The sequence below is a fragment of the Pseudarthrobacter sp. ATCC 49987 genome (assembly GCF_009928425.1).
Taxonomy (GTDB): domain Bacteria; phylum Actinomycetota; class Actinomycetes; order Actinomycetales; family Micrococcaceae; genus Arthrobacter.
On the sequence record NZ_JAABNS010000001.1, the window covers coordinates 4063322 to 4079920 of the forward strand.

At 66.3% G+C, this 16599-nt stretch carries 18 protein-coding genes and 1 riboswitch; of the genes, 11 read left to right on the top strand and 7 right to left on the bottom strand.

From position 1 onward, the window contains the following. Positions 1-59: 59 nt before the first annotated feature. On the bottom strand, positions 60-1439 hold the full coding sequence (locus GXK59_RS18805) for a hypothetical protein (protein WP_160668856.1): 1380 nt from the start codon (positions 1437-1439) through the stop codon (positions 60-62). A gap of 5 nt (positions 1440-1444) precedes the next feature. After that, on the bottom strand, positions 1445-1624 hold the full coding sequence (locus tag GXK59_RS18810; protein WP_160668857.1) for a hypothetical protein: 180 nt from the start codon (positions 1622-1624) through the stop codon (positions 1445-1447). A gap of 103 nt (positions 1625-1727) precedes the next feature. On the opposite strand from GXK59_RS18810, the gene GXK59_RS18815 reads away from it, so the two are divergent. The 3 genes from GXK59_RS18815 (at position 1728) to dcd (ending at position 4038) form a co-directional block, all read left to right on the top strand. Then, complete coding sequence (locus GXK59_RS18815) at positions 1728-2768, top strand: MFS transporter (protein WP_160668858.1); 1041 nt, start codon at positions 1728-1730, stop codon at positions 2766-2768. A gap of 187 nt (positions 2769-2955) precedes the next feature. Continuing rightward, on the top strand, positions 2956-3399 hold the full coding sequence (locus GXK59_RS18820) for an SRPBCC family protein (protein WP_160668859.1): 444 nt from the start codon (positions 2956-2958) through the stop codon (positions 3397-3399). Positions 3400-3462: 63 nt separating this feature from the next. Further along, a complete protein-coding gene (gene dcd, locus GXK59_RS18825; RefSeq protein WP_024366305.1) occupies positions 3463-4038 on the top strand; it encodes a dCTP deaminase in 576 nt (191 codons plus the stop codon). Here dcd and GXK59_RS18830 read toward each other — a convergent pair. Genes GXK59_RS18830 through GXK59_RS18840 form a run of 3 tightly spaced genes read right to left on the bottom strand, consistent with a single transcriptional unit; the run spans position 4035 to position 7162 of the window. Then, on the bottom strand, positions 4035-5231 hold the full coding sequence (locus tag GXK59_RS18830) for a cation:proton antiporter (protein ID WP_160668860.1): 1197 nt from the start codon (positions 5229-5231) through the stop codon (positions 4035-4037). The genes dcd and GXK59_RS18830 overlap by 4 nt on opposite strands. 4 nt (positions 5232-5235) lie before the next feature. Further along, positions 5236-5718 carry a cation:proton antiporter regulatory subunit gene (locus GXK59_RS18835; RefSeq protein WP_160668861.1) on the bottom strand — a complete coding sequence of 161 codons (483 nt, stop codon included), beginning with the start codon at positions 5716-5718 and terminating at the stop codon, positions 5236-5238. A gap of 40 nt (positions 5719-5758) precedes the next feature. Next, positions 5759-7162, bottom strand: coding sequence for an MFS transporter (locus GXK59_RS18840; protein ID WP_160668862.1), 1404 nt, complete (start codon positions 7160-7162; stop codon positions 5759-5761). A gap of 151 nt (positions 7163-7313) precedes the next feature. On the opposite strand from GXK59_RS18840, the gene GXK59_RS18845 reads away from it, so the two are divergent. The 6 genes from GXK59_RS18845 to mnhG are packed head-to-tail and all read left to right on the top strand — an operon-like array spanning position 7314 to position 13751. Beyond that, positions 7314-10343 (top strand): Na+/H+ antiporter subunit A, encoded by a 3030-nt coding sequence (locus GXK59_RS18845; RefSeq protein WP_160668863.1) that lies wholly within the window; start codon positions 7314-7316, stop codon positions 10341-10343. After that, positions 10340-10918, top strand: a complete 579-nt coding sequence (locus GXK59_RS18850; protein WP_160668864.1) for a Na(+)/H(+) antiporter subunit C — start codon at positions 10340-10342, stop codon at positions 10916-10918. The genes GXK59_RS18845 and GXK59_RS18850 overlap by 4 nt, the downstream gene beginning before the upstream one ends. After that, on the top strand, positions 10915-12528 hold the full coding sequence (locus GXK59_RS18855) for a Na+/H+ antiporter subunit D (RefSeq protein WP_160668865.1): 1614 nt from the start codon (positions 10915-10917) through the stop codon (positions 12526-12528). Before GXK59_RS18850 ends, GXK59_RS18855 begins: the two co-directional genes overlap by 4 nt. Further along, the gene (locus GXK59_RS18860; protein ID WP_160668866.1) at positions 12525-13070 is read left to right on the top strand and encodes a Na+/H+ antiporter subunit E; all 546 of its coding nucleotides are present in this window, start codon (positions 12525-12527) and stop codon (positions 13068-13070) included. Before GXK59_RS18855 ends, GXK59_RS18860 begins: the two co-directional genes overlap by 4 nt. Further along, on the top strand, positions 13067-13345 hold the full coding sequence (locus GXK59_RS18865) for a monovalent cation/H+ antiporter complex subunit F (RefSeq protein WP_024366298.1): 279 nt from the start codon (positions 13067-13069) through the stop codon (positions 13343-13345). Before GXK59_RS18860 ends, GXK59_RS18865 begins: the two co-directional genes overlap by 4 nt. Beyond that, positions 13335-13751: a monovalent cation/H(+) antiporter subunit G gene (gene mnhG / locus GXK59_RS18870; protein WP_160668867.1), complete on the top strand. Its 417-nt coding sequence runs from the start codon at positions 13335-13337 to the stop codon at positions 13749-13751. Before GXK59_RS18865 ends, mnhG begins: the two co-directional genes overlap by 11 nt. A gap of 45 nt (positions 13752-13796) precedes the next feature. Here the strand turns inward: mnhG and GXK59_RS18875 are convergent, their stop codons facing one another. Continuing rightward, entirely contained in the window at positions 13797-14060 is a 264-nt protein-coding gene (locus GXK59_RS18875; RefSeq protein WP_160668868.1) for a DUF4235 domain-containing protein, read from the bottom strand. A gap of 130 nt (positions 14061-14190) precedes the next feature. On the opposite strand from GXK59_RS18875, the gene GXK59_RS18880 reads away from it, so the two are divergent. Further along, positions 14191-14952, top strand: coding sequence for a DUF4386 family protein (locus tag GXK59_RS18880; RefSeq protein WP_160668869.1), 762 nt, complete (start codon positions 14191-14193; stop codon positions 14950-14952). On the opposite strand, the gene GXK59_RS18885 is transcribed toward GXK59_RS18880, so the two are convergent. Beyond that, the gene (locus GXK59_RS18885; RefSeq protein ID WP_160668870.1) at positions 14949-15509 is read right to left on the bottom strand and encodes a heme-degrading domain-containing protein; all 561 of its coding nucleotides are present in this window, start codon (positions 15507-15509) and stop codon (positions 14949-14951) included. The genes GXK59_RS18880 and GXK59_RS18885 overlap by 4 nt on opposite strands. Before the next feature lie 193 nt (positions 15510-15702). Continuing rightward, positions 15703-15846, top strand: a riboswitch (TPP riboswitch). 65 nt (positions 15847-15911) lie between these two features. Here GXK59_RS18885 and GXK59_RS18890 point away from each other — a divergent pair. After that, positions 15912-16586, top strand: coding sequence for an ECF transporter S component (locus tag GXK59_RS18890; RefSeq protein WP_237393952.1), 675 nt, complete (start codon positions 15912-15914; stop codon positions 16584-16586). Positions 16587-16599 lie beyond the last annotated feature (13 nt).

The window sequence follows — 16599 nt, forward strand, 5'->3', positions numbered from 1 at the left end:
AACAGCCCGCCACGAGGTCAGGCTGTTCTAGGGCTTCTTGGTTGCTTGTTCTAGCCGGTTCACGCCGCCACCGGCTTTTCTCTCACGTTGCCGGGTGGCTCGTCCAGTAGTCCCTCTCGCAGCCGGGCTTCGTAGACCTGCTGGCTGATGGCGTTCCGGGAGATGCAGAACCCGACCATGATCAGTGCCTGACGTTCCGGGGTGTCAACGATCATTCGCTGTCGGTACAGCCCGGAGTCCAAGTTGTTGTTGGTGCTCTCAACGTCGGCGCGGTAACCGTAGGTCTCCTTGAAGTATGGAGTATGTGGTGGGTGCTGACGGAGCCGCTCAGCGAGGCTGAATCCCTGATCGTCGCCAGTGCTGTCCAAGCGCTCCCGCTGAATCGCACCACACGCCAGCTCAATCTCGGCGTAGACGCGGAAATTTCCGCCCTTAGCCCTTGGGGCAATGCTGGGTTGCCTGACGCGCTTGCAGTAGATCGTGTGCTCCTCGCCGGTGTCCAGCAGCGAAATCTCACAGAAGTCTCCCTGCTGGGTGTAGAGCCGATGCACGTGGGACTTTGAGCACGTGACCTCTTTCAGGAACCTGCGCTTGTCGCTCTTCGGGACCGGGGTCACGACACTTAGTCCAGCTTTCATCAATTCGTCGATGTGCTTTCCACGGAATGCCCCGTCGAAACGGAAGCCGAGGAAGCCGGGTACTTCGTTCCTGTACCGGAGGGACTCCTGAACAGCCAGTCCGGCTTCTCCAAGATATGTCCCTTCCGTGACGGGGAACGTCCCGAGAATGACCCGCGAGTTGGGGACCTCATCGGGGCGCACCACGAAGAGCAGTTCCTTCATCCCGTGAACCCATTTGCCATCTTCACCGCCTTCTTTGAAGAAGGAAGCGCCCGGAACGTGCTTGCCCTCCTTGCGGAGGCGCTCGTAGGTCTTGTGGCGGAAGCGGCACTTGGGCACGGTCCCGTCGGCAATGACGACGTTCTTGCGCTCGGGCTTGTTCATGGTCAGCGCCTCGCTCATCAGGCACCCTTGACGCTGTGCCTGTTCAATGGCGGCGGCACGGAACTCCTCGCGGAATAGGAGGTGGTGCTTGTCTGCAAGGCGGCGGAAGTTGTAACCGCACGTCCCTCGCGTCGGTCCGTATTTCGGCAGGGTGATTTCCCAGCGTCGTTCGGCATGCTTCCGAACCTTGTACCAATTACTTTCTTCAGCTAGCCACGAGGCTGCGTTCCGCTGACTGCCAAGGGTTCCAGCTAGTGCGGTGAACAGGACATAAACCACGTCAGGAAACTCGGCGGGATGACCCGCAAGACCTTCTTCACGGGCTGGAATGCGTGACGCGATCCGGTTGATGTAGGAAGAGCGCAGCACAGCCTCAGCGACTCGGCTGGAAATCCAGCTATAGTCCCTGTGCGCGGGGCTGATGTGGCTCTTCATCATGTTTAGGCGATCACGCCCGTTTCCCAGTCATAGCCGAGGGCGCTCGCGCAGGAATCCAGCGAGGCGTAACCGAGCAATTGGGCGATGGACTCGATCCGCTCGCCCTCACGGAGCATGCGGGAACCGGCGTAGAGGGACACCGATGAGGGGGTTACCGCACGGTCCCTGTGCAGACCCGCCATCAGAAAGACTTCTTTGCACGCCGAGGCAGCACGATTCTGATGCGCACCGATGTTCGCCGCGACTGACCCCTTCGTGAGTTGAAAGTCATCAACATTGCGAGTCATGCTTGCCTGCATCGCATGGTTCTCCACCTTCATGCTGCTCACGGCCTTCGCGCCGTCCGCCGAGGTCTTCGGCCTCCTGCGGTTCCTGACGGGCCTCGGCCTGGGCGGCATCGTACCCACGTGCATTGCCCTGACGGTCGAATTCGCCCGCAAGGAGCGGCGCCAGATCGCCAATGCCGTGATGTTCAGCGGCTACTCCGTGGGCGGCGTCGGCGCCTCCCTCCTCGCCATCAACCTGCTGCAGCACATCGACTTCCGCTGGATGTACGCGATTGGCGCCTTGCCCCTCGTCACCCTGCTCCCGATTGCCTGGAAGCTCCTGCCCGAGTCGGTGGCGTACCTGGCCCGCAAGCAGCGCTTCGAAGAAGCGAAGGCGACCGCAGCACGCTCCGGCCTGATCTACTCGGACATCGTCACCGCCGAGGATGTCAAAACCGGAGCAGAGGCACCGAAATCGGCCATGAAGACCCTGTTCACGCGCAAGTGGGTCCGCTCCACGGTCCTGTTCGCGATGGCGAACTTCTGCGGACTGCTGCTGGTTTACGGGCTGAACACCTGGCTGCCGCAGATCATGCGGCAGGCCGGCTTCCAGCTCGGCGATGCCCTGACTTTCCTGCTGGTGCTCAATGCCGGTGCGATCGTCGGCTCCATCAGCGCCTCCGTCCTGGCGGACAGGATCGGCATCCGCAAGGTCGTGACGGCGTCGTTCCTCCTGGCATTCGTGGCCATTCTCATGCTGAGCCTCCAGCTCCCGCTCGCGATGCTGCTCGTCATCGTCGCCTTCGCCGGGCTCGGCTCGGTGGGAACCCAGATCCTGGTGGGCGGCTACTGCGCCACCCATTACCCGCAGTCCCTAAGCGCCACCGCGCTGAGCTGGTCGCTTGGCATTGGCCGCATCGGCGCCATCTGCGGGCCGCTGATCGGCGGGCTGATCGCCGGCATGGCCTTCGGCTGGCAGCTCAACTTCTACATGTTTGCGGCCTTCGCCGTGGTCGGCGCCGTTGTGGTGTTCTCGGTGCCGAAACTGACCGAGAAGTAGGCCCTGCCGCAGCCGCTGCGAAGGAGTCACGGAGCGGTACACAACCCGGTCAGCCCCATAACTCTTCGATAAAGGCCCGTCCCCGCAGCCGCGCGGGGCGGGCCTTGCTGTCTATCCTGAAGGAGTTAGCTGCAGTTCCTGGGGAAGCGGGCTACGCCCATCAGCCGTCCGCCCAGCAAGGATTTCCGTGGCAATCGCAGAGTACGACGTCGTCATCCAACGGGATGCCAGGAGTGTGTATGACTTCCTGGTCGACGCCCGCAACCTGCCCAGCTGGCGCACCGGTGTCCGCAGCATTGAGCTGGAATCGGGCGCTGCCGGGTCCAAGGGCGCCGTTTACCGGCAAACCATCGCCGCGCCGGGCGGGCGGATAGTCTGCGGCGACTTCGAGATCACCGAGGCACGGCCCGGGGCGGAGATCCAGTACAAGGTCCTTGCCGGGCCCGAGCGGACGCGCGGCGGCTACTACCTCAGCACGGAAGGCGCCAGCACCCGGGTCCGCTTTGCGCTGGAATGCGAACCCCGGGGACTCTTGGCCCGGCTGAAGTCCCCCTTCCGCCGCCGGATGAAGGCGGAAGTCTGCCAGCTGGAGCAGCTCAAGTCGGTGCTTGAGGAACAAGCAGAGCAGTAACAGCAGTGCTGTAACACTGGCCCCGCGCACGTTTGTCCACGGTGAGTACGGTAATTTGAACGTGTGCTGATCTCTGACCGCGACATTCGTACCGAAATCAATTCCCAACGGATCATTCTGGAGCCGTTCGACCCCGCCATGGTTCAGCCATCGTCGGTTGACGTCCGGATCGACAAATTCTTCAGGCTCTTCGACAACCACAAGTACGCCCATATTGACCCGGCGGAGGAACAGCCCGAGCTGACCCGTCTGGTGGAGGTTGAGGCCGGCGAACCGTTTATTCTTCATCCCGGGGAATTCGTGCTTGGCTCCACCTACGAGACAGTGACGCTCCCCGACGACATCGCCGCCCGGCTTGAGGGCAAGTCCTCGCTGGGCCGGCTGGGCCTGCTCACGCACTCGACGGCAGGGTTCATCGATCCGGGCTTCTCCGGGCACGTGACCCTTGAGCTGTCCAACATGGCGACGTTGCCGATCAAGCTGTGGCCGGGCATGAAGATCGGCCAGTTGTGCTTCTTCCGGCTCACTTCCGCCGCCGAGCACCCGTACGGCTCCGGCGAGTACGGCAACCGCTACCAGGGCCAGCGCGGCCCGACGGCGAGCCGCAGCCACCTGAACTTCCACCGCACGGACATCTAAATCCCGTCCGCTGTCCGGACCGTCCGCGTTTTCGCGGGCCGGCGCAGCATCGCCACCACCGGCTCCACGAACCGGGCGGCGAGCGGGCCCGTCACGGCCATAATCAGCACATAGGCGGTGGCCAGGGCCGCGAGCTCCTGCGGCACCACACCTGAGGCGACGGCGAGCCCGGCGATAACGATCGAGAATTCCCCGCGGGCGATCAGCGCGGCGCCGGCGCGGAAACGACCCGGCACGCCGATCCCGGCGCGCTTCGCCGCCCAGATCCCCGTGAGCATCTTGGTGGCCGCGGTGACGATGGCCAGGAGGAGGGCCCAGCCGAGAACGGGCGGGATGGTGGTGGGGTCCGTGTTGAGGCCAAAGACCACGAAGAAGATGGCTGCGAAGAGGTCCCGCAACGGCTCGAGGATCCGGGTGGCGCTGTGCGCAGTGGCACCCGAAATGGCGATTCCGAGCATAAAGGCTCCCACCGCCGCTGACACCTGCATGGCGGCTGCCAGTCCGGCCACCAGCAGGGCGGCGCCGAGCAGGTTGAGCAGGAACACTTCGGAGTTCTCGCTGTGCACTGCCTTGGACACATGGTGCCCGTGCCGCAGTGCCACGAGCAGCACCACGGTGACGACGGCGAGCGAGATGCCCACGGTCTGCAGCCCGACGACGAAGCTGACGCCGGCCAGCGTCGCCGTCAGGATCGGCAGGTAGACCGCCATGGCGAGGTCCTCGAACACGAGGATCGAAAGAACTACCGGAGTCTCGCGGTTACCGATCCGCCCCAGATCCGTGATCACCTTGGCGGCGATCCCCGAGGACGAGATGTAGGTGACACCGCCCATTACCATCGCTCCGACGACTCCCCAGCCCAGCAGTACGGCGAGCAGGGCGCCCGGAAGGAAGTTCAGGACCAGGTCCAGGACGCCGGCCTGCCAGGAGCGCCGCAGCCCCGTGACGAGTTCGGCCGCCGTATATTCCAATCCGAGCATAAGCAGGAGGAGGATGACGCCGATCTCGCTTGAGAGGTGCGCAAACTCGTGCATTCCTTCGAGTTTCACCAGGCCGCCTGCCCCGAAGAACAGGCCGCCGATGAGGTACAGCGGAATGGGGGACATGCCGATCCGCCCGGCCAGCCTCGCCAGCAGGCCGAGGCAGAACACGACGGCCCCAAGTTCAATGAGCGTCAGTGCGAGCGGATCCATACCGTCAGCCGTTGCGCAGGATGCCGGCCGCCGTGTCCAGGCCTTCTTGGGTTCCCACTGCTACGAGGAGATCTCCGGGGTGCAGGACGACGTCGGGTCCCGGGGAGGGGAGCACTTCGCCTTCGCGCATGATAGCGACGATCGAGACGCCACTCCGGGTCCGGATGGCGGCTTTGCCCATCGGCTGGTTGTGGAACGGGGAGCCGGCGGCGATGGAGAACTGCCGGGTGACGATGCCCGGAACCTCGCGGTGCGCTTCGGAGAGCTGCATGGCGAGCCGCTGGCCGCCGAGCAGGTTTCCGAGGGCGGCGGCCTCATCGGCCGTCAGCGGAATAGACGCCTGGCAGGTGTCCGGATCGTCCCATGTCGAGACGATCAGTTCGGTTTGGCCTTCGCGGTATTCCACGACGCCGATCCGCCGGCCTGAGGCGGTCATGAAGTCCTTGCGCCGGCCCAGGCCCGGGAGGTCTGTTTCATCCACGTTCATTCCTCCAGCCTAGTGTGCTGCGTGGGATTCCGGGGCAGCTTCAAGCTGCAGGAACGACGGCGATTTCGGTCTTGTCCGGTGCCTTGACCGGGAGCAGGAGCAGCAGCCCGGCCAGGAGCACCACCATGATGCCGAGGATGCCCCAACGCTGCGCCTCGCCGGGTGCCACCAGCGGGGCAGCGACCGCAATGCACAGTGTAAAGAGTGCGGGAGCGAGGAAACTGACGGCCCGGCCTGTAGTGGCGTAGAGGCCAAACAGCTCACCGGATTCGCCGTGCGGGGCAAGCCGGGCCAGGTAGGCCCGCGAGGAGGACTGCGCCGGCCCCACGAAGAGGCACAGGAACAGGCCAAAGATCCAAAACGTGGTGGTGCCGGCCCAGTCCATGCCGAAGAAGGAATAGTTCCCGTTGCCGAGGACCAGGATCATGGAGCCGGAGACCAGCAGCCCGACCAGCGAACCGGCAATGACCGCCTTCGGCCCGATCCGGTCGTCGAGGAAGCCGCCCGCGATGGCACCCGCCGCGGCCACGACGTTCCCGAAGATCGCGAAGAAGATGACGTCCTTGAGTTCGAAGCCGAATGTTCCAGCGGCGATGATGCCGCCGAAGGTGAACACGGCGGCCAGCCCGTCCCGGAACACGGCGCTGGCGAGCAGGAAGTAGATGGTGTGCGGGCTGGTCCGGTAAATCGCCTGGATCCGCCGCACCAGCAGGCCGTAGGACGCCAGGAATCCGAGGCCGGCGCCCTGCTTGGCCTTGGGAAGTTCCGGCACGGCGAACAGCACGGGCAGCGCGAAGATGAAGAACCACAAGGCCGAGAACACCGCGACCAGGCGGATGTTCAGGCCGTCCTCCGTCGAGCCGCCAAACCATTCGAAGCTGGGCTGGACAAAGAGTTGGAGGACGATCAGCAGCGCCACGATGCCGCCGAGGTAGCCCATGCCCCAGCCGAAGCCGCTGACCTTGCCGATGTTCCGCGGGGTGGAGATCTGGGCGAGCATGGCGTTGTAGTTTACGCCGGCAAACTCAAAGAACACGTTCCCGAGCGCTATCAGCGTCACTCCGAGCAGCAGGAACTCCGGGCGCGGGAAGACAAAGAAGCACAGTGCGGTCAGGAGCGCGACGGCGGCGGTGTTGACCCCCAGCCAGAGCTTCCGGCGCCCGCCGGTGTCCGAGCGCTGTCCCGTGACAGGTGCCAGCAGCGCGATCGCGGCACCGGCGATGGCCAGTGCGCCGCCGAGGACCGCAGATGCCTGGTCCTCGCCGCCGAACGCCTTGGAGGTCAGGTACACGGTGAACACGAACGTGGTCATGACCGCGTTGAAGGCGGCCGAGCCCCAGTCCCAGGCCGCCCACGCGAGGATGCGCCCCTTATGGGAGGCCTGGCGTCCGGATTCCAGTTCCGACGCGGGACGCATGGCCTCTGGGGCAGCAGCGGAGTTCATAGCGTGAATATTATCCGCAGAGCGCGCACGACCCGATGCACCATGCGAAAAGAATTTGTCAACGCTTGGTAAACTGTCCGGACTGAACCTAACGAATGCGCCGCCTGCTCCAACTTTTGACAATCGAAATCCTGACGTTGCGGAGATACCAGTGATCACAGTCCTTGCCGTGCACTTTGCGGTGGCTGCTGTGGCGCCAATTCTCTTCCGGACGTTCGGCCGGAATTCGTTCTACGCCCTCGCGGCGGTGCCCACGGCCTCGTTCGTCTGGCTGATCCTGCAGCACGGCGCCGTCTATGCCGACGCCGGAACACCCCGCGGCGGCGCTGCTGGCACCGGCGTGGCCGAAGTCCTGCCCTGGATCCCCGAGCTGAAGATCGAGCTCGCCTTCCGGATGGACGCGCTGGCCTGGGTCATGTCCCTGCTCGTCCTGGGCGTGGGTGCGCTGGTCCTTGTCTACTGCGCCCGGTACTTCAAGGACAAGGATGAGAACCTCGGCGGATTCGGCGCCCAGCTGCTGGCCTTCGCCGGGGTGATGTTCGGCCTGGTGACGGCAGATGACCTGCTCCTGATGTTCATCTTCTGGGAACTGACCACTGTCCTGTCCTACCTGCTGATCGGCTACGCCCGGACCAGGCTCTCCGCGCGGCGCTCCGCCCTGCAGGCCCTGATCGTCACCACCGCCGGCGGCCTTGCCATGCTGGTGGGGCTGATCATCCTCGGTTTCAGTGCCGGGACCTACCGGATCTCGGCCATCCTCGAGCTGGCGCCCACCCTTGTCGCCGGGCCCGCCGCGGGAGCCGTGGCTGCCGCCGTCGTCCTCATTTTGATTGGCGCGATCACCAAATCGGCGCTTGTCCCCTTTCACTTCTGGCTCCCCGGCGCCATGGCGGCTCCCACTCCGGTGAGCGCCTACCTGCATGCCGCGGCCATGGTGAAGGCCGGCATTTACCTTGTGGCGCGGCTGGCGCCAGGATTCGCGGACACCCCGTACTGGCTGCCGGTGGTGCTCGGCCTCGGCCTGGCCACCATGCTGGTCGGCGGCTACCGGGCGCTGCGGCAGACCGATATCAAGCTCATCCTGGCCTACGGGACGGTCAGCCAGCTCGGCTTCCTGACCATGGTCGTGGGGCTCGGCAAGCCCGATGCGGCGCTTGCCGGCCTCGGCCTGCTCCTCGCCCACGGACTTTTTAAAGCCACCCTCTTCCTGGTGGTCGGCATCATTGACCACCAGGCCGGAACCCGCGACATCCGCAAGCTCTCCGGCGTCTACCGCTCCTCCCGGGCGCTCGCCGTCGTGGCCGCCATCGGTGCCGCCTCGATGGCCGGCATCCCGCCGCTGGCCGGCTTCGTCGCGAAGGAATCGGTCTTCGAGGCCTTCGTCCACTACGGCACCGGCGCCGGCCCGTGGGGGCTGTTGATCCTCGTCGGCCTGGTCCTGGGCTCCATCCTGACCTTCGCCTACAGCGCCCGGTTCATGTGGGGCGCCTTCGCCGTCAAGCCCGGCGTTGAGACCACCCCGTTCAAACCGATCAAGCCGGCGTTCCTGGCCGCCCCCGCCATCCTGAGCCTGCTGACGATCGTCTACGGGCTGTGGCCGGCACCGGTGGACGGCTGGATCCAGCCGTACGCGGCGCTGTTCGTGCCCGACGGCGAAGACCCGGCCGCCGCCGGCCACCTGGCGCTGTGGCACGGTGTGACCCCGGCCCTGGGGCTGACCGCCATCACCTTCGCCCTCGGCCTGGCCATGTTCTACGGCCGCAACGCCGTCTCCCGGATCCAGGGCCTGGTCCCCGCCTGGATCGACGGAGACCGCACCTACCAGTTGGCCATCGGTGCGCTCGACGACGCCGCAGTCTGGATCACCGGCCGGACCCAGCGAGGTTCGCTGTACTTCTACCTGTCCGTCATCCTGACCGTGGCGTTCGTGCTTCCGCTCACGGCGCTGGTGCTGGCCAACAAGCCGCTGCCGGAGAACCTTTACTTCATTGACCCCCACTCCCCGCTGCAGATCGTGGCGGGCGCCGGCATTGTGATCGGGGCGCTGGCCGCGGTGCGCGCCAATAAGCGGTTCCTGGCCGTGCTGATGGTGTCCGTCACCGGCTACGGCATCGCCCTGATGTTCTCGCTGCAGGGCGCCCCGGACCTCGCACTGACGCAGATGCTGGTGGAAACCATCATCCTGGTGGCCTTTGTCCTGGCCATGCGCAGCCTCCCGGCGGAACTGCGCGACCGGACGGGCGGAAAATACCGGGTGGTCCGCGTGATCATCGGCGCCGCCTTCGGGATCACCATGGTGTTCGTCGCCATCTACGCCCTCGGCGCCCGGGTGGCTGCTCCCGTCTCCCTGGAGTTCCCGAAGCTGGCGTATGAGGGCGGCGGCGGACTCAATATCGTCAACGTGACCCTGGTGGACATCCGGGCCTGGGACACCTTCGGGGAAATCTCGGTGCTCGCGCTGGCCGCCACCGGTGTTGCCAGCCTGATCTTCGTCCGGAGCCGCGGCGAGGGGATGCGCGCCTCCGCCACCGTGGCCGAGGGTTCCGTCGGACGCCGCAGCCCCGGCGGCGGCCGCGGAAACACCCGTGACGATGCCACGCTGGCCATGAGCCGCCGGTTCGCCGCCTCCAGCCGCGACGCGTGGATCGTGGCCGGCCGGACCCTGGCCCCGGAACGCCGTTCGATCATCTTCGAGGTCGTCACCCGGCTGATCTTCCACTCCATCATCGTCTTCTCCATCTACCTGCTGCTCGCCGGCCACAACTTTCCCGGCGGCGGCTTCGCCGGTGGCCTCACCGCCGGACTGGCGCTCACCGTCCGCTACCTCGCCGGCGGGCGCTTCGAACTGCGCGAAGCCTCCCCCGTCAGCGCGGGCACCTTGCTGGGCATTGGCCTTGCCACCGCGGCGGCCTCCGGCCTGGTACCGCTGCTGCTGGGCGGCCAGGTGTTCCAGAGCGCCATCATCGAGTTCTGGCTGCCGGTCTTTGGCGACATCAAGTTCGTCACCTCCACGATCTTCGACATCGGCGTGTACACGGTCGTCGTCGGCCTGGCGCTGGACGTGCTGCGCAGCCTGGGCGCCGAGATCGACGAACACTTCGAGGAACAGTCGGAGGAACCGGCCGGCGACCAGGAGCCCGGCGGAGTTCCGGCCGAAACCACAGCCAAGGGGAAAGCATGAGCGTCAACCTGACCCTGCTGACGGTCATGGGAGCCCTGTACGCCTGCGGCATCTACCTGCTCCTGGAACGCAGCCTGACCCGGGTCCTGCTGGGCCTGATGCTGCTCACGAACGCCACCAACCTGCTTATTCTTACCACCGGCGGCTACGCAGGCCTGGCGCCCATGTTCAGCAAGGACACGGCGGCCGGTGATTACAACGATCCGCTGCCGCAAGCCCTGATCCTCACCTCGATCGTGATCTCCTTCGCCGTCACGGCCTTTATGCTCGGCATCATCTACCGGACCTGGGTGCTGGCCCGTGAGGATGAAATCCAGGACGACGCCGAGGACCGCCGCGTGGCGAGGACTCCCAGCTTCGACGTCGAGGACGACTCCGTGATCCCGGTGGAGACCTCCGAGTTCCCATTGACCATGATCGGCTCGGACGGCCAATCCGTCTCCGACATTCCCGCGGGGGCCGAGGCCACGGTCCAGGTCGCAGACCGCACGCTGGACGCCGAGGCGGCCGCCTCAGAGGAGCAGCCCGGGTCCCTGAATGTCACGCCACCGAACAAGGAAGGAGGCGGACAGTGAACGTTGCCAGTTTCGCCCCGCTCGCCGTCCTCCTCCCCATCCTCGGCGCCGCCCTGACCTTCCTGCTGATCCGGCAGCCGCGGGCGCAGCGGACCGTGAGCATCGGGCTCCTGTCCGTGACGCTGCTGCTGGAGTGCTGGCTGCTGGCCTCCGTCTGGGAGGGCGGGACGGCTGCGGTCAACATCGGCGGCTGGCTGCCGCCTTGGGGCATCGTGATGGTGGTGGACCAGTTCTCCTCGCTGATGCTGGTGGTGTCCTCCTCCGTGAGCCTCGCCGTGCTGATCTACGCCACCGGGCAGGGCATGGCCGACGGCGACCGGGACGCGCCGGTCTCAATCTTCCACCCCACCTACCTGATCCTGGTGGCCGGGGTGTCCAACGCTTTCCTCTCCGGGGACCTGTTCAACCTCTACGTGGGGTTCGAGATCCTCCTGACCGCCAGCTACGTGCTGATGACCCTCGGCGGGACGGGTCCGCGGATCCGGGCCGGCGTGACCTACCTCGTGGTCTCGGTGGTGTCCTCGGTGCTCTTCCTGATCGCGATCGCGATGATCTACGGCGCCACCGGCACCATCAACATGGCCGACCTCGCCATCAAGCTCGCGGACCTGGACCAGGGCACGCAGAACCTGCTGCACGTGATGCTCCTGGTGGCGTTCGGGATCAAGGCGGCCATTTTCCCGCTGTCCTTCTGGCTCCCGGACTCCTACCCGACGGCACCTGCCCCGGTCACAGCGGTGTTCGCCGGCCTGCTCACCAAGGTGGGCGTTTACGCGATCGTCCGCACGGAAACACTGCTGTTTCCGGGCGACACCTTTAATACCCCGCTGATGGTCGCCGCCCTGCTGACCATGATCGTGGGGATCCTGGGTGCCCTGGCCCAGAGCGACATCAAACGACTCCTGTCCTTCACCCTGGTCAGCCACATCGGCTACATGGTGTTCGGGCTCGCGATGTCCTCGGTGGCAGGGCTGGGCGCCGCCGTCTTCTACGTGGCGCACCACATCACCATCCAGACCAGCCTGTTCCTGGTGACCGGGCTGATTGAACGCCGCGGCGGGAGCTCCTCGGTGGACCGCCTCGCCGGGCTCGCGAAACTGTCGCCGCTGCTGGCGGTGCTGTTCTTCGTCCCCGCCATGAACCTGGCCGGCATCCCGCCGTTCTCGGGTTTCCTCGGGAAGCTGGGGCTGCTGCAGGCCGGCGTGCAATTGGGAACGCCGCTGGCCTACGCCCTGGTGGCCGGCGGAGTGCTGACCAGCCTGCTGACGCTGCTGGCCATCGCCAGGGTCTGGAACCGCGCGTTCTGGCGCAAGCCCGAGGACGCCGAACACCCCGATCCTGTGCTGCTGGCCGCCCCCGAGGATTCAGCTACCGGGGACCGGGCCGGGAAGACCAACGTCACGCTGCTGCCGCGGACCATGGTGGGTTCCACCCTGGGCCTGGTGATCTTCGGCGTCGGGCTGACTGTCTTCGCGGGGCCGCTGTTCAAGGTGGCCGACCAGTCCGCCTTTGACATGCTGGACCGGACCTCCTACATCCACGCGGTCCTCGGCGCGGATGCGCCGGTTCCTGCGATCTCCCAGCCGGAGCCGCAGGAGGCCCGAAAATGAGCCGGAAACGGATCTCGCTGCGGCAGGAACTGCCGCTCCTCGTCTGGCTCGTGGTTGTCTGGGGCGCCCTCTGGCGGGACTTCAGCCCCGGGAACCTGCTCTTCGGCGCCCTGATCGCCGTCGTCGTGGCCCGGCTGTTCTACCTGCCGCCGGTGGAACTCGGCGGGCGCTTCAACGTGCTCCGGGCGGTTCCATTCGCTCTGATGTTCCTGGCTAAAGTGGTGGCAGCGAGCTTCCAGGTGCTGTACCTCGCCGCGGCCAAGGGCCCCAAGGTGGTCAGCGCCGTCATCGCCGTCCCGCTCCGGAGCCACTCGGACCTGCTGGTCACCGCGACCGGTCACATCACCGCGCTGATCCCCGGCTCGCTGGTGGTGGAGGTGGACCGCTCCACGTCCACGCTCTACATCCACGGCATCAATGTCCGCAACGCAGACGACGCCGCGCAGCTGCGCAAGGACGTCCGCGACACCGAGGCCGGACTGATCAGGATCATGGGCACCAAAGCCGAACTGTCCGCACTCAACCAGGAGGTGGGCGCATGATGCAGCTCGTCCTGACCGTGACCGCGGTGGTGCTGTCGCTGGCCGCCGGAGGAGCGATCATCCGGATCGCGCGGGGCCCGTCGCTGCTGGACCGGGTGCTCGCCGCGGACGTGCTGCTGGCCATCCTTGGTGCCGCTTTGTGCATCGACATGGCCGTGAACCGGCACCTCAACAACCTCATGCTGCTGGTGGCGGTCTCCCTCATCGGGTTCGTCGGCTCTGTCACCGTGGCCCGCTTCGTTGCCGACCGGCGGGAGAAGCCCCGTGAATCCTGAGACCCTATCCGGCGACACCGTGATTGACGCCGTCTCGGCGGTGTTCATGGTGGTCGGCGCCCTGATGTCCCTCGCTGCGGCGGTGGGCCTGCTCCGCTTTCCCGACCTCATGACGCGGATGCACGCGGCCACCAAGCCCCAGGTACTGGGTCTGTTCCTGCTGCTGTTCGCGCTGGGCCTTCAGATGCGCACCTGGTGGGTGTGGCCGGTGCTGGTGGTGGCGTGGATCTTCCAGCTGCTGACCGTGCCGGTGTCCGCGCATATGGTGGGCCGCGCCGGTTACCGGACGAAGCACCTGCACCCGGAGCTGCTCAGCACGGATGAACTGGAGGCCGTGGTCCAGCAGGCGGCCGGCAAGCGCGGTTTCACCGGCGACGACGGCGACGAGGTCACCGACGGGCGGTGAGGGCTGGACGATGCGCCCTAAACCAGGCGCCCTAAACCAGGCGCCCTAAACCAGATCCTGGGTCTTGGCGAAGCGGGTCACCGCGCGCTGGGTGCCGCGGTTGGCGAGGACCTGGATGATGGCGCTGACGGACGCGGAGATCAGGGCGAAGGTCAGGGCCGAGCGCAGCGTGGTGGGCACGTCGTCGTCGTGGCCCTTGGGCGGCTTGCTGCCCGTGGACTTCTCCCAGATGGTGTCAACGAGCTTGGTGCCGACATAGCCGGCGAGCAGGCTGATGCCGGTGCCGAGCAGTTTGATGAAGATGTTCATTCTTCGCAACTCCTTGCGGGAGGAAACAGGGCTTCCCCTAGCCTAGCGTTCCTTGCCGGAGGGTCCAGCCAGGGAAGCGGCCGGGACCAACGCCCCTGTCCGGCGGGGCGGGCCGGACGTAACTTCGAGCATGGAAAAGCCCCAAACCAGTTCGCCCGGCCGCACCGCGCCGGCCGCCCCAGCGGCTGACGGCCAGACCTCGCGGCGGCTGTATTTCTGGGCCGGCATTGCCTCGGTGCTCTTTGTGGTGCTCCTGGTCATCGCGCTGGTCCTGGACTTCGCCGCCCCGCCACCGGTCCACGGAGGCGCCGCGACACTGGAGTTCATCGCGCGGAACAAGGGGATCTACATTGCCGAGCAGCTGTTGTGGATGGTGCCGAACATGCTGCCGGTGCTCGTGTTCGTGGCGCTCTTCGTGGCCTTGGCCCCGCTCGACAAAGGCCTGGCCCTGCTGGCTGCCGTGATCGGCGCACTGTCCTGGGCGCTGATCCTCGCCGTCCCGGTCACCAGCCGGGGCTCCCTCGTGCTGGTATACCTCAGCGACCGTTACGCCGGCGCGGACGACGGCGCCGCCCGGCTCCGCTACTCGACCGCCGCCGAGGCGATCGTCGCCGAGAACAACACCCCCGCCGTCGTCGGTGTCCTGTCAGCGCTCGGCATCCTGCTGATCTCCGTCGTCATGCTGAAGGGGGTGCTGCCACGGACCCTCGCGTGGCTGGGGATCGCCACCGGCGGCCTGGGTGTTGTTGCGGAGGCGCTCCGGCATGCCGTCCCGGAGTTCTACTGGGGCTACGGCGTGCTGATGTGGGTCTGGTTCGTGGCCGTCGGGATTGCGCTGGTCCGGTTGGCCGGGCGGACACCCCGCAGCGGAGCCGGGGGGATGCCGGGCTAGCGTCCCGGCGGTCCAGCCAGAGACGCAGTGCGGCCGAGGATTTCCGACAGGGCCTCGACCACCAGTTCGTGGTCGGCTTTCTGCGGCAGCCCGGACACCGTGACGGTGCCGATCATCCCGGTGCCGCGCAGGTAGATGGGGAACGCGCCGCCGTGGGCGGCAAACTCCATCTGGTCGAACCAGGCGTTGTCCTCGATCCTCCGCCCGGCCGCCCGGGCCCGAAGACCCACCAGCAGCGACGGGACTTCGTAGCGCACGGCCGTGCGCTGCTTGGCCCTGATCCAGTGTTCGTTGTCCGGGGTGGCGCCCTCCAGCGCCGCATGGAAGAGCACCTGCTCGCCCTTGGTGATGTCGATGGCGATCGGGTGGGAGCGATGCCGGCCGAGTTCCACCAGGAGGAGCCCGAGGTCCAGGGCGTCGTCCTTGCTGAAGGACCGGAACCGCAGTTCCTCGATTTCCGCCAGGATGCGGCCGATCAGCGCACCCAGGGACCCGTGCGGCTGCGGTTCCGCGGAATCCGGATCGTAGTCGGGGGAAGGCACTGGTGAGTTCGTCAAGTGATTCAGCTTCCGTTAGTTGGCTGCCGGCAGCCAGCCGGCCGTGGCGGCGTCCGGTGTTCCCATGCTGTGCCGACTCTACCAAGCAGGCCGGTCCGGGACACCGCTTCGGACGGTCCAGGATTGTGACGGCCGGCCCCGGAAAAATAATGCTCCACGGGTGTAAACTGGGCCACGCCCACAAGGGCAATATTAGATACGACAGGGGAGCGCCGCCGTCGGGCATCACCGGAGGAATCCGGGGAAACCACAGGTGGGCGCTGAGAGTGCGGACAGCCGCAGACCCTCGAACCTGATCCGGTTAGTACCGGCGCAAGGGAGTCGAGTTCTCAGAGTGCACGGAGCGGCAGCGGAAGCTGCGGACCCGGGGCACTCTCCCCTCCTGTTCCTCAGGAGGACGATATGACTGATACATCTGCCAAGCACGAATCCGGCCAGCACGAATCCGCCAGCCCCGGTTCTGGCACGACACCCACCCGACGCACCCACAACTGGCGTGTTGTGGACATTGTGGTGGCCGCGTTGATCGCCGTGGCCGGCGGCGTCATCTTCTGGGCCTGGTCCCAGGGCGCCAACCTCATTTCCGCCCCCGTCAACGCGTTCTACCCGCCGCTCACCGGGCTTTACGCCGGCGGCTGGATGATCCCGGCAGTTCTGGGCATGCTCATCATCCGCAAGCCGGGCGCCGCACTGTTCTGCGAGACCGTGGCGGCCGCCGGCGAGCTGATCATGGGCTCGCAGTACGGCACCACGGTGCTCATCTCCGGCATCCTGCAGGGCCTTGGCGCCGAACTGGTCTTCGCCGCGTTCATGTACAAGAAGTTCAACCTGCCGGTGTCGCTGCTGGCCGGTGCCGGCGCCGGCCTGTTCTGCGGGCTGAATGATTCGTTCCTGCCCTGGGGCTGGAACATCGCGTACGCCGCCGGCGACAAGCTCGCCTACGTCATTTTCACCGCCATCTCCGGTGCCGTGATCGCCGGCGGGCTGTCCTGGCTCGCCACCCGGGGCCTGGCCAGGACCGGCGTGCTGAGTTCCTTCGCTTCCCGCAAGGCGGCCACGGAGCCCGTCTTCTCCTGATGTCCGCACACTG

Excerpts from the sequence above, each read along its gene's own strand:
- GXK59_RS18850 (WP_160668864.1), top strand. The coding sequence starts at position 10,340 with ATGAGCGTCAACCTGACCCTGCTGACGGTCATGGGAGCCCTGTACGCC.
- GXK59_RS18830 (WP_160668860.1), bottom strand. The coding sequence starts at position 5,231 with ATGGATCCGCTCGCACTGACGCTCATTGAACTTGGGGCCGTCGTGTTC.
- GXK59_RS18860 (WP_160668866.1), top strand. The coding sequence starts at position 12,525 with ATGAGCCGGAAACGGATCTCGCTGCGGCAGGAACTGCCGCTCCTCGTC.
- GXK59_RS18880 (WP_160668869.1), top strand. The coding sequence starts at position 14,191 with ATGGAAAAGCCCCAAACCAGTTCGCCCGGCCGCACCGCGCCGGCCGCC.
- GXK59_RS18835 (WP_160668861.1), bottom strand. The coding sequence starts at position 5,718 with ATGAACGTGGATGAAACAGACCTCCCGGGCCTGGGCCGGCGCAAGGAC.
- GXK59_RS18815 (WP_160668858.1), top strand. The coding sequence starts at position 1,728 with ATGCTTGCCTGCATCGCATGGTTCTCCACCTTCATGCTGCTCACGGCC.
- GXK59_RS18865 (WP_024366298.1), top strand. The coding sequence starts at position 13,067 with ATGATGCAGCTCGTCCTGACCGTGACCGCGGTGGTGCTGTCGCTGGCC.
- GXK59_RS18810 (WP_160668857.1), bottom strand. The coding sequence starts at position 1,624 with ATGGCGGGTCTGCACAGGGACCGTGCGGTAACCCCCTCATCGGTGTCC.
- GXK59_RS18840 (WP_160668862.1), bottom strand. The coding sequence starts at position 7,162 with ATGAACTCCGCTGCTGCCCCAGAGGCCATGCGTCCCGCGTCGGAACTG.
- GXK59_RS18875 (WP_160668868.1), bottom strand. The coding sequence starts at position 14,060 with ATGAACATCTTCATCAAACTGCTCGGCACCGGCATCAGCCTGCTCGCC.
- GXK59_RS18805 (WP_160668856.1), bottom strand. The coding sequence starts at position 1,439 with ATGAAGAGCCACATCAGCCCCGCGCACAGGGACTATAGCTGGATTTCC.
- GXK59_RS18890 (WP_237393952.1), top strand. The coding sequence starts at position 15,912 with ATGACTGATACATCTGCCAAGCACGAATCCGGCCAGCACGAATCCGCC.